At 35.6% G+C, this 12,588-nt stretch carries 8 protein-coding genes and 1 pseudogene; 3 read left to right on the plus strand and 6 right to left on the minus strand.

Annotated elements, in window-relative coordinates:
• Positions 1 to 463: 463 nt before the first annotated feature.
• The 3 genes from ACFIKN_RS08070 (at position 464) to ACFIKN_RS08080 (ending at position 1,671) form a co-directional block, all read left to right on the plus strand.
• Positions 464 to 745: a DEAD/DEAH box helicase family protein gene (locus ACFIKN_RS08070; RefSeq protein ID WP_375658206.1), complete on the plus strand. Its 282-nt coding sequence runs from the start codon at positions 464 to 466 to the stop codon at positions 743 to 745.
• Between the two features lie 129 nt (positions 746 to 874).
• A complete protein-coding gene (locus ACFIKN_RS08075) occupies positions 875 to 997 on the plus strand; it encodes a hypothetical protein (RefSeq protein WP_375643592.1) in 123 nt (40 codons plus the stop codon).
• Positions 998 to 1,002: 5 nt separating this feature from the next.
• On the plus strand, positions 1,003 to 1,671 hold the full coding sequence (locus ACFIKN_RS08080; protein WP_375658207.1) for a hypothetical protein: 669 nt from the start codon (positions 1,003 to 1,005) through the stop codon (positions 1,669 to 1,671).
• Positions 1,672 to 1,831: 160 nt separating this feature from the next.
• Here ACFIKN_RS08080 and ACFIKN_RS08085 read toward each other — a convergent pair whose 3' ends face one another.
• The 6 genes and pseudogenes from ACFIKN_RS08085 to ACFIKN_RS08110 all read right to left on the minus strand — a co-directional run bounded on the left by ACFIKN_RS08085 (position 1,832) and on the right by ACFIKN_RS08110 (position 11,995).
• The gene (locus ACFIKN_RS08085) at positions 1,832 to 2,155 is read right to left on the minus strand and encodes a helix-turn-helix domain-containing protein (protein WP_015856199.1); all 324 of its coding nucleotides are present in this window, start codon (positions 2,153 to 2,155) and stop codon (positions 1,832 to 1,834) included.
• A gap of 1 nt (position 2,156) precedes the next feature.
• Positions 2,157 to 2,508: pseudogene (locus ACFIKN_RS08090) on the minus strand (type II toxin-antitoxin system RelE/ParE family toxin).
• A 579-nt stretch (positions 2,509 to 3,087) separates the two neighbouring features.
• Positions 3,088 to 3,867 carry a hypothetical protein gene (locus ACFIKN_RS08095; protein WP_375658208.1) on the minus strand — a complete coding sequence of 260 codons (780 nt, stop codon included), beginning with the start codon at positions 3,865 to 3,867 and terminating at the stop codon, positions 3,088 to 3,090.
• Positions 3,868 to 3,960: 93 nt separating this feature from the next.
• Positions 3,961 to 4,650 carry a hypothetical protein gene (locus ACFIKN_RS08100; protein WP_375627516.1) on the minus strand — a complete coding sequence of 230 codons (690 nt, stop codon included), beginning with the start codon at positions 4,648 to 4,650 and terminating at the stop codon, positions 3,961 to 3,963.
• Between the two features lie 82 nt (positions 4,651 to 4,732).
• A complete protein-coding gene (locus ACFIKN_RS08105) occupies positions 4,733 to 5,500 on the minus strand; it encodes a hypothetical protein (RefSeq protein WP_375658209.1) in 768 nt (255 codons plus the stop codon).
• Positions 5,501 to 7,036: 1,536 nt separating this feature from the next.
• Positions 7,037 to 11,995: a DEAD/DEAH box helicase gene (locus ACFIKN_RS08110; protein ID WP_375658210.1), complete on the minus strand. Its 4,959-nt coding sequence runs from the start codon at positions 11,993 to 11,995 to the stop codon at positions 7,037 to 7,039.
• Between the last annotated feature and the right edge of the window lie 593 nt (positions 11,996 to 12,588).

Genomic DNA, 12,588 nt, shown 5'->3' on the forward strand with positions numbered 1-12,588 from the left:
CTTATATCGCGTTTTGCGTTTTCTGAAAAAGAAGCATTGTGTGGGTTGATGACTAACCATGATGACAGTTCTTCGCATTGGCTCTCTTTTGAAGAGTGCCCAATCTTATAGTCTTTGAGATTATTTTAATTTTGATTGCCAATTTCCTGAAATTATTTTATTATTTAAAGAGTGATTTTGGTCGTCTACGCAGCGATCAGTAGGGGTTGAAAGCCCTAAAGTTCGATCATAAATGAGCCCACTCTGTGGGTGTCTCGGAATTATGGGGTATTTTTCTATGTCTAGGTGTGATGAGCACTAAAAGTAAAAAAAAGCTCACTCGACTCAGTACTTTCAGGCTCTCGGAATACTAATGCGAGGGTGCTCGCACCCAGCAGGGGGAGCTTAAGAGTGAAAAGAAAAAGCTACATTTTAACGACATTTCTATAGGCAAAAAATTCGCTTTCAAAGAACAATGCTGGGAATGTCGCAAAAGCAATTAGGGCACCAATTAGGGGTAACTTTTCAACAAATCCAAAAGTATGAGAAAGTCTCTGAGGGTTTAAAAGAAGCAGACCGTGGCAAACTTATTATGGCATGTGGAACGGAGAAGACTTTTACCATCTTTAAGATAGCAGAACAAATAACTAGAACTGGCAAGCGTATTTTGTTTCTCGTGCCTTCCCTAGCTTATGATGTCATAAACAATAAGAGAATGGACACGCTATACAGAAGTGCCGTTTCGTTCCTTTGCGGTGTATTCTGATACATAAGTTGGCAAGCATCGAAAAACAAAGATGCTGTTGTCGAATTCGATGTTTCAGATCTTGCTCTATCAGCTGCCAACAGATGTTCAAAAGCTTTGAAAAAAACAAATAAAGTCTTAGCGAATGCAATGACCGTGGTGTTTGCTACTTACCAATTAATCCAAGTGATTGCGGATGCGCAAAAGAAATACGGTTTACCAGAATTTGATCTGATTATTTGTGAAGCAGTACAGGCTAAGGCAGTAAGGTAGAACCTTTGGTTGTAGAAGCCAAGGAAGTAGCCGAGACTGCGAAGTCGACAGCAGAAGAAGCGAAGAGTGTTGCGGAGCAAGCAAAAGAAGAAGCTGATACGACGAAGCAAGGGCTTGGAGAGGTCAAGAGTTCATTAGACACGGTGACAGCAACGACAAATTCTGCGAATACAGCCGCCTCTGAGTCAAAAGTGTTAGCAGAAGAAGCAAAGAGTGCATTGACAGAAGTTCAAGAGAAGGCACAGAGGAACAGTGACAGTCTTTCTGAACTTCAAAGTAAGGTAGGTTCTCTTTCCACTAATTTTTTAGAGGATGTGCGTTTTAATCAACCTGACAGAATTCTGGAAGCCGATCCGGAAAATAGAAAAGGTCTTGTGATCAATAACGGTGCATGTTTTCGCGTTCATCATGGTGGTGAGAATGGGGGTAAGCACCTCTTTTACCGCACTCCAGGGCGTGGAAGGATGACTTTTGACGAAGATCTTGAAGCAGGAAAGGATTATTATATATATCTCATCTTAAAAGATCAGACGAATGAGCTATCCCTTAAGCTTTCGCAAAATCCGACGGCTCCTGATGGCTATACAGAGGATAATTCTCAAAAGATTGGTGGATTTCATACGCTATGTGCGGATGTTGGTGAGATTGAAGGTCATCTCTTATCGGTTATATGAGATATAATACTAAAAAACACAATAAAGTCAATAGGTTGAGTGTAATTATCTTATATGAATCCACTCAAGAATCCACACTTTTATACGTGATTCATTTGACCATTTTTTATAAACAATTGCCATGTATGAATAGACCATAAAAAGCTAATCATAAAGAAGTTTAAGAAGAAAAAACAACTTCAAAATGTCCTTCAAGCGTTTTAACTTCTTTCGGATTAACAATAATCTTTATATCGTTTCCCAATTTTGCCAAACACTCAAGCATTTTCATTTCACTAATTCCTCGAAATTCTCCACTTAAGAGTTTAGACAGTTTTGGTTGAGTCATTTTCAAAAGTTGACTAGCCTGTTTTTGTGTTAAGTTTTTTTCTTTCAGAATTTGACTAATCTTATGAGCAAGTTGCGCTTTGATAAGCATCTCTCTGGAATCTGAAAAGCCAAGATCCGCATAAACATTGGAACTACCGTGAAAAACATTGATCATTTTAATTCCCTTCTAATTGTTCTACTAACTTGAGACGTTCTTTAATCAGATTAATGTCTGGTTTTGGTGTTGCAATGCCACGGGTCGATTTTTTCTGAAAACAATGCAACACATAAAGAGATTTTTTTATATTGTATCGTATAAACAGCGCGATAAGTTCCTTGAATATCGCGTTCAATAATTTCTAGAACATTGGCAGATCCAAACCCCTTGAGAACCTTAACATTTTCTCCTCTATCTCCTATCTGAGCAAGATAAAGAGCATAACCAATCCTTTGTTGAATAAGATCAGGAAGACTTTTTATATCTTTGAGTGAAGAACCAAGCCATATGATACGTTTTATTTTACTCATGATTATTAATATACCCATATGGGTATATTTTCAAGTGGTTATTCTAATTTTGTGATTTTTTAATAACTATTATTAATAAAATTGACTTGATAAAAATGGTAACAAAAAACCATAATTGTTTATTTATCTTATGAAAAGCTGCTTTGTAAAAACCAACGCTTCCAAATGTAAAAAGAACGTTTTTTGCAGATATTTATTGAATATGCATTTGCTTTTGATTGGATTGTTAAAGCTACCGAGCATTTTGATTTGTTTGATACGTTTGATAGCCATAACAAGCGTTTATAGGCTCTGTAATTCAAATGAGTGAGTAAAAATCAAACGCATCATTTACATTCCTTTTGATAAGTTTTCATATCTCTCATAGAGCGCTTGCAATATGATACGTTTTGTATATATGCATTCATTACTCCATTGTGGATGATTCATTTTAATCAATAAAAAACGCTATTTGAAAGCCGCGTCATATCACTTGGCACGGCTTTTTTTTATTTTACTCTCTCTTTTATGATATGTTTATAGCAATGCATTTTATATGCGTTTATAACCATAAAGAATGCACGCCCCCCATGTCTCTTTTTATTCTGTTTTATCAGTTATATTGACAACATTATCCCTTTCATAAACCTCACAATTTTTTGGAACCAACCTTACTTTGCTTTTTTTGTTGATTTTTGCATTGCCATAAGCACGCCCCCAGATCGTTGCACAATATGAGATTTTAGCATTGCCATAAACAGAGCCATAAATCTCACAAGAGCCACTCACACAAGCATTCCCATAAACCTTGCCATAAATTTTTGCACGACCATTAATAACAGCATAATTATAAATTTTTGCATGGCTATAAATACAAGCCAAGCCAGAAACCTTGGCATGACCATAAACGCGTGCATAACTAAAAACCGTAGCATCATAAGAAACATGCGCATGGTCATAAATATGAGCATCAGCAAGAATGCGGGCACTACCATTCACATGAGCATACCCATAAACATTGCCATAAACATGAGCATTGCCATAGACAAAAACATGGTCATAAACTTTAGCATATTGAGAGATAAAAGCTTTTCCATAGACCTCAGCATTGCCATAAACTTGACCACAGACTTGAGAAAAATGGCGTATTTTTGCATTTTCATACACTCTTGCATGACCATAGACACAAGCCTCATCATACACCCAGCAATTACCATCATGGGATAGGTTAACTTCCTTTTCAATAAAGCCGCCTAAAGACCCCGCCTGTACATCATCAAAATCTTTTAAAGCTTTAATGCGATAAAGGCTTATAATATTTCGAGTAAGAGCATGTTTGATTTTTTTGATTTCACTAGTTAATTCGTATTTTTTGCACATAGAGATACCCTCACAATTTAATGTGATAAACATTTGATAAAATTTGAAATGAGATGTTTAAAGAAGGGCGCCCCCGCCGCGCCCGCGTCTTATTTACGCAGCGTTATTTTCAATAATCTTTACAACGGTATCGTTTTCATAAATTTCACAATCTTCAGGAATTCCATATGCATAATAAAAGTTTTGTTTGACATATGAATAACCATCTCTTTTTAACCTTGCATTGCCATGTACCAAACCTCTAATGGTGTGATAACCAGTCACTTTTGCATTCCCATAAACAGAACCATAGACCTTAACATACCCACCCACGCTAGCATTGCCATAAACCTTGCCATAAATTTTAGCAGCGCCACTGATAACAGCATGATCATAAACTACCGCCTTGCTATGAATACGAGCATTTCCTGATAATTTTGCATTGCCATAAACCCTTGCATATTGATAAACCCACACCTTATCAGAAAGATGCGCATTATCATAAACATGAGCTCCAAAATACACGCGGGTTTTATCATATACATGCGCATTGCCATAAACAAAACCACCAATGGCAGCATTGCCATATACCCTTGCATTTTCATAAACACGACCAGATTTTACAACACAAGCATTATCATAAACCCAGCAATTGCCATCATGAGAGAGGTTATCTTCCTTTTCAATAAAGCCCCCTAAAGTACCTGCTTTAACATCAGCAAAGTCTTTTAATGCTTTAATGCGATAAAGGGTATGATTATTAATTACACGCGTTTCATTTGTGAGTGCAAACTTCTTTTGCATGAGCACAATTCCTTTATAGAGATTTAAATTTTTAAATGAGATGTTTAAAGGAGGGCGCCCCCGCCGCGCCCGCGCGTGTCATTTACGCAGCATCACTTTCATATTCGCTGTCATTATCATCGTCATAATACCCTTCAAAATCAGCATAATACTCATGACGATAATAATCATCTTCGCTACCAAACTCAGGATATGCATCATCACAGATATCTTCATTAGCTGTTAAAGAGGCATTGCTATGAATATATGAAGAACCAGAGATAAGAGCATCACAAATAACGGCATCATCAAAAACACGCGATTCATCACAAATGTAAGCAGAGCCACTTATTTTTGCATTGCCTCCGACATGAGCATCATCACAAATGACAGCATTATCGGAAATATGAGCATGATCAGTGACACGGGCGTTATCATAAATTTGTGCATTGCCTTCAATTACAACAGCGTTGCTAGCATGCGCATTGCCTGAAAGTTTTGCATTGTCCTTTAATGTCATACCTTCAAAAATAGCATTCCCATAAATTTGAGCATTACCATAGACATCAACAAAAAAGCTTTTTACTTTAGCATTTCCAAAGACGCGTGCATTTTGAAAGACCCGAGCTTTATTATACACCCAGCAATTACCTTCATGAGATAAGTTGCTTTCATTTTCAATATACCCCCCTAAATCGCCTTTTTTGACATCATCAAAATCTCTTAAGGCTCTAATTCGAGTTAAGAAATGACCATCGATATATTCACAATCATCAATAAATTCGTATTTTTTTGCAGGATTTTGTTTATTAACAAGCACAGTTTCATTTGAAATAGAAGAGATAACGGGGGAGGTGTTTGAATTTGTCATTTTAAATTCTTTCTAATCATAAAAGGTTTCTATTGACCCCCTAATGGGCGTCGGGCGCTAGAAACACGGTGATTAGTCCGCTGTATGCTTTCCCCTTGAAAGGGTATTGTATGGCATAACCACACCCGACAAAATTCTCATATACTAACAAAAGCATAAAAGAAAGTCAGTATTTTAAAGGCATGGGAGAGGCTGTTTCGTAACCTATCCGCTAATCACTAAGTGTTTCTATCACTTGATTATTTATATAACAAAATACGTATTTATTGTCAAACAATATTTTATCTTTTTTGTATTTTTTTAATACGTTGTGTATTGATAATATCTTATGCTTATTAATTGCTTCTTTTATATTTATGTGCTTTTAAAGCTATATTATAGGTTTTATGAAACGATTGCGTTATTTTCTGAATCTATACATTTATAATATTTAGAAACGCTCTCATAATGCGTATTTTAAACTTTATAACCTATCAATTTTGTCACTAAATGGCTTTTAAGATTTCTGTTAATTTCTTTTAATAACACATTTTAGACTTAACAGCCTTTATAGGGACTGTCTTTATAACAAATGCTTTCATTTGCATTTTTGCTTTCTCTATAGTTGTTATGTTCTTTATAGCCATGGCATCATTTTTCATGTTCATAAGAGAAATGATAAATAGGATAATTGCGATTTATTGTCTGTTATGAAAACACTTATGAAAACATCTCAATAGAAACTGATCATTATAGAGATGAGCAAAATTCCTTTTAATAAACTTTTGTCAGTCTTGTCAGTTCTTTTTAGAACCTATATCATTTTTTTTAAATGAGAGAAAATTAAAATCATTATATTTCAATAAGTTAAGTTTTATCAATTTTTCAAAATACAACTTATTAAAACAGCCATAACAAATAAATACAACTGTAAATATATATTTGTCAGTTTATGTCAGTACATTGAATCGACAAAAGTGATCATTTAGTGAATGATTAAAACATGTCTTATGAGAGTATGTGATCTTTTAAAGCCTTTCAAAAGAAAGGGATTATAATCATAATAAATGCTATCAAGACCATTATGGTTATGAGTTTTGGAGGTGCTTTTTACGCCCCCCTTTACATATTTTTCAATAAAAAATAAAAGTCATTATATTTCAATATGTTATTTTTTATCAATTTTTCAAAAAACAACCTATATCAATAGTACAACCTATAAATTCAACTAATGCTCTATGTTTTGTAAGGGTTTGGGGGGGTAGAAACATTCAAAACCTATAAGTAATATAAGAAAATGAATATACATAACCCTCTTTAAATAAAGCTTCTGATAACAATAAAGCTATCATTTTAGATTACGGTTTAATCTTTTAAAGGCAATGTAAATAAGAGTATCTAAAAGTGCAAGTTTCTTCTTTTTAAATAACGTATGATAAATTATCCTTTTAAAGATTGTATGTCAGCAATTTATAAAAGGGATATAAGAACCTATAGGTATAAAACCTTATACCCCTTATGAGTTTATCATAGCTATTATGTGAGCATGCTTTTAAGTTATTCAGTTTCTCTTATTTCCAATTTTGGTAGTTTTTTTACGATTTTCATTGTTTCTAAACTTACGGTAATAACCTTTTGAAATAACTCTAGAGGGTAGGCAGGGTTGCCAACGGTTTCAACAGCATAGCGATTAGCATCATTAACAATGCCACTCTTTTTATCAATCTTTACACATTGACGCCCCATAACCCATTCAAGAGCAGGCTTGCCATTAACGATATACGCATAAGCTTCAAGAGGGATATCTGTCATGATGATATTGCTATTATAAATAACAGTGGTTTTATCCTTTTCTTTACTATCCTTAATTTTTGCGAATTTCATTTCAGTTACATAATAAAACTTTTCTGGATTAGAGATCTCTGTAACTTTTGGATTACCCTTTTTAAAGGTCACTGGATACGGCTCTACAGTTTCATAGTTTACGTGCAAATGACCCAGTTCACGCCCTGCTGTTACAAACTTCCAAAAATCATCAGCACTCTTTACACAAGGGATACGAGGCAATTCTTTGCATAAATTATCAGCATAACGGGCGCGATAATCTTCCGAATGCAAAAGACCGTAAACATAATAGAATAGATCATCTTTTGTTATGGTTTCATTAGGATAAGCTGCTTTAAAATGTGCTAATCCCGCATCTGTAATGGCATCACGGCGTTGTAAATCAGCATTGTTGCTTTTTTCTATAGAATTCGTAAATAAATGTGACTGGTTATTATCTTTAGATTTTAAGGAGGTAATATCTTCATAAAAGTATCTTGGAAAGCATTGACCTGTATCTATTGCGTGAAGGTTAGGTAAATCCTTACTCATCAAAACAGAAAATCCACTTCTTGCTCCTACGCCTGTAACTTGTATTACCTTATTTTTTACCGCTTTCCCTATAGAGAATTGTAAAACTCTCTCATTAAAAATGCGATTGTAATAAAGCCACTGTTGTGTAAAAGGGCGATAGAGGCTTTGAATAAGGTATTTATCTTCAAATTCGAAAATCTTTCCACTAATTAATTGTTGTTTAAGAGAACGACTCCAACTGATTTTTTTAGCATCTGAATTTACAAAATTATCTACAATTTTTGTACGTGTTTTACAGTCAGTGTGATAAATATCATTAAAACGTTTCACTTCACTATTATAAAAATTAATCATATTACGCATATTTTTAGCTAAAGCTTCACGGCTTGAGTTATATGCCCACGCATCACGGCTAGTTGAGATACCACAAGAAAACGTTTTAAAGAGCTTTTTATTATGTCCTTTTTTATCTCCTAAAGCTAGGAATGTTTCGAAACTCTCATCACGTTGATGTATCCAATCACCATGCTTATCTGGTGCAATTACTTGCCAGCCCTTTTTATCCGTAATGCCACCAACACTACCAAAACATTCCAGAGCTGTAAGTTTTTCTTTTATCGTACGATTATTACCAATATCATGATAGTAAATTTTACAAGGTCCAATAGCATTGGGATTTTTGATAAACAAGGTTACAGCAATACCAGTCATACTTCCATTGCCGAAAACATTTTCACCTTCTTGAGCAACTCCATTGCTTAACATATTTTTGCGAAGATCTCCTCGTAAATTGAGTACGTAAATACTGCTAAATTCTTTGGCTAAAGATTTTCGTAAACCATCCATTGTAGACTTTTCTATGTAACCAGAACCAGAAACAAAACCGATTACTCCAGCATTATCAATACGATCACTAGCCCAGCGAATGGCACGAATATAATTATCATATAGATTTCGTATAAGATTTGCATTTGACTGAGCGGCATAAGTTTCACGAATGCGGTCATCTAATATCGGATAAGGTGTATTCTTTGCATTATCATTAGCACTTTTTTGACCTGTTGAATAAGGAGGATTTCCAAAGATAACTTCAATATTCATCTTCTTTTGATGTTCTAAATATTCACTGTTTTCTTTAAACAATTCCTGTAGTAAGTTCTTCTCTTCAAGCATCCGAAACGTATCGGTTAAGCCAATATGTTTAAAAGGAATATACTCTCCTTTCATAAGACTATGATACGTCGATTCAATGTTAATCGCTGCTATGTAATAGGCTAAGAGAACAATCTCATTGGCATGGATATCATGACGGAATTTGTATTCCATATCCTCTGGTTTGATCAGTTTAGATTGTAACAGCCGCGTGATAAAAGTACCCGTTCCGGTGAAAGGATCAAGGATAGAGACACCCCGTGATCCCAAGCTTTTTCCAAACTCTTGCTCTAAAACATCATTAACGGAATGAATGATAAAATCAACAACCTCAACGGGCGTGTAAACAATTCCAAGCTTATCCGTGGTTTTCTTAAATGCCTTGGCAAAAAAACTTTCATAAAGCTTGATAATAAGATTCTGTTTTGCATGAGTTTCTGTAATCCCTGCTGTACAGAACATGACACTTTTGTAAAATTGATCAAGATCTTTCGTTTTCTCTTCGATATTTGTTTTATCCAGTTCCGTTAAGATCTTATCCATGGCTTGCGAAATGGCATTGTTCTGTACAAATTCATTACCGTAAAATAAAGCTTCAAACACGGGACGCGTGACAAGATGTTGCGCTAACATCTCAATCGCTTCCTCTTGCTTGATTTCACTGTTGACGTTGTTCTTTAATTCCTTATGGAATGCATCAAAGGCGTGAAAGGCTTCACTCTTTTCATCGGAAATCATATCTTTAAGATGATTGATATGGTTTTGAGCAATCTCAGCAACATTGTTCGCCCAAATGCCCCAATAATCCGTGATTTTAAAACTATCCAGAAAAATGGCTTTGACAAAATCAAAAAATTCAGAACGGCGGAATAGGTCTCCTTGTCCTCCAGATACCGATTGAGATTTGCTTTCTGCTGTTCCAATGACACGTCCAGAACTTTCTGTTTTGGATGGTATCGAGATCTCATCAACCGTTGTGGTAAGCTCTTTTAATTCATTGGCACGCTTAATCTCTATAATCTCAATCGTATGGCTGCTATCTTGTCCTAAAGACATTTGATTAATTGTCCGAGCAAGCCTTTCATCATGAGAATGTAAAGCATGCAAAACTTGCCAAACAACACGGTATCTCTTATTGTTTTTTAAAGCTTTTTTGGCTTCTAAGTGTGAAGGAATGATAATGGGTAAAATGATATAGCCCGTTTTCTTATTTGGAGCACGGCGCATCACACGCCCCACCGCCTGTATCACATCCACTTGGCTATTGCGTGGGTGTAAGAACATGATCGCATCAAGAGCAGGGACATCAATCCCTTCTGAAAGACACCGAACATTGCTTAAGATCCGACAAACATTGTTCCCAGCATCTCCTTTAAGCCAATCCAGTTCCTCATTGCGTTTTTTGACGCTTTGCGTTCCGTCAATATGTCTTACTTCACAGTTTAGAAAGGGAACGGTTTGAAGGAAATCATCAATATGAGATTTGATAATTTTATTAAAGAGCTTTGTTATATATTGAGAGGTATTGATATCTTTGCAAAAAGCTAAAGCACATTGCATGGGCTCTGTATCATCATCATCAACAGCGGCTTGCTTATCTATTTTGGTCAGGGCTCTATAACAGCCAATAATTTTTGCCGCATCATCTAAATCAATTTCACGGTTTTCATTGGCAATAATCTCCTGTATGGCTGGTGTGATATAGGTTTCATTAATACCCAAGACCACAATTTTGTAAGGAGTTAAAAGTTCATTATCGACAGCTTCCACGAATGTATAATGATGGAGTTGTTTGCCATAAAGCGTTTCATCGTCCATAGATGCGAGAACGGCATTAATCTCATCCGCCCGCCTTTTGGCAGTATCACTAAAGATACGCGGCGTTGCTGTCATGTAGAGACGTTTTTTACCACGAATAATGCTGTTATCATGAACCTTGATAAATTCAGATTCATTGTCTTCAGTTCCCAATGAAGCACCAGTGGTACGGTGTGCTTCATCACAGATGATTAAATCAAATTCGGGTAAACCATGCTCTTTTTGTGCATCCGAAATCACTTGGATAGAATGGTAAGTTGAAAAGACCACGGTCATTGCATCTGCTAGGGATTCACAAGCTTCTTTAGCAAGGGCTTGAGCATCCGTGGTAGCAGGGAGAACAAGATCTGATGTTTCCATGCCAACAATATCATCTTGGTTTTTACGACGCTTGCCTACTTTCGTATCAGAACAAACCGCAAAGGAACGCAAGGGCACTTGTGCATCGGCTGTCCATTCACGGATTGTTTGCGAGACTAAAGCCAGAGAAGGTACCAGAAACAAAACACGCTTGCCTTTCCCAGCAAGGGTTTCTGCTATCTTCAAACTGGTGAAAGTCTTCCCCGTACCACATGCCATAATCAGCTTGCCACGGTCTGCTTCTTTTAAACCTTCACAGACTTTCTTGATGGCTTCTTCTTGATGGGGACGAGGCTCTTTTGTTGATTTCAGAACAACTTCTTTTTTCGTTGCAAATATTTGCCAATCTATCCGACTGTTTTCCATATGACGAAGGTCAATACGATAAACGGGTATCGCTTGTCCTTTAATCATGGCATTCACATTGTCACTTAATTCCACTTCTGTGCTGTCAACGAGAAGTCGATATTTAAAGATGTCTTTTCCAGATGCCGCGATAAAGCTATCAATATCCTTTTTACTGATCTGATGGTCTGCTTGATAAAACTTACATTGAATAGCCACATAGCCCTCTTGATTGCGAAGCTTGGCAACCAGATCAATGCCGATATCATTTTTATTCCAACCTTCACGCTCTTTAGCCCATTCATAATAGCTCTCAACTTTTTCATATCGCCCATAGTGGAGAGGGTCATACATAAGATATTTTGTCACAAAATCTTCAAACACTTTCCCTCGTAGAGTATTTGAAGTTGTCTGTTCACGATAGGATTGTAAAAGGGAGCGTAAAGTGAATTGTTCATTATCAGACTTAATAGATTGCAGCATATTGTAATAAAAATCCCTTGCCTTATGAGATGATTAATAATCATCAAAAGAATCAAAATGAATTTAATTAAATGCATTTAAAGCAAATAACGATAAAAAAGGGAAAAAAACTGCTAAAAAAAGCCGATATTTTTTTCAAAAGGGGTCTTTAAGGCTGCTTATCAACAGCCCATGACATGGAATAAGATCAGCAAAGTAGTGAAATTTGCTATTCATTTCACGGGTTAATCAAGATAAATGTACTATGGGCTTTAATATATCAGAATGAGTATTTTGATAAGTTTATAGATAGGTTTTGAAGGTGTTTAAAACCCTCAAAATACCTTCAAAACTCCTTTAAATATATATCATAGATTGTATTTACGTGTTGTGTTTAATATAGGTTGTTTGTTTAAAATATTAACCTATTGAAATATAATGACTTTTATTTTTCGATTGAAAAAAATATATAAAGGGGGGTAAAAGGAACCCTCAAAATACTCAAAACCCCTAAAACTCATAGATTAGGCGTCTTTTGAAGGTTCACTCTATGAATGCAAGGGGATATGGTTGAGCAAACTTATCCTTTATATTTATGGGGATATTGATGTATT

The organism is Bartonella sp. CL436QHHD (assembly GCF_042195105.1).
Taxonomy (GTDB): Bacteria; Pseudomonadota; Alphaproteobacteria; order Rhizobiales; family Rhizobiaceae; genus Bartonella.

Excerpts from the sequence above, each read along its gene's own strand:
- ACFIKN_RS08070 (WP_375658206.1), top strand. The coding sequence starts at position 464 with ATGTCGCAAAAGCAATTAGGGCACCAATTAGGGGTAACTTTTCAACAA.
- ACFIKN_RS08075 (WP_375643592.1), top strand. The coding sequence starts at position 875 with ATGACCGTGGTGTTTGCTACTTACCAATTAATCCAAGTGATTGCGGAT.
- ACFIKN_RS08085 (WP_015856199.1), bottom strand. The coding sequence starts at position 2,155 with ATGATCAATGTTTTTCACGGTAGTTCCAATGTTTATGCGGATCTTGGC.
- ACFIKN_RS08095 (WP_375658208.1), bottom strand. The coding sequence starts at position 3,867 with ATGTGCAAAAAATACGAATTAACTAGTGAAATCAAAAAAATCAAACAT.
- ACFIKN_RS08100 (WP_375627516.1), bottom strand. The coding sequence starts at position 4,650 with ATGCAAAAGAAGTTTGCACTCACAAATGAAACGCGTGTAATTAATAAT.
- ACFIKN_RS08105 (WP_375658209.1), bottom strand. The coding sequence starts at position 5,500 with ATGACAAATTCAAACACCTCCCCCGTTATCTCTTCTATTTCAAATGAA.
- ACFIKN_RS08110 (WP_375658210.1), bottom strand. The coding sequence starts at position 11,995 with ATGCTGCAATCTATTAAGTCTGATAATGAACAATTCACTTTACGCTCC.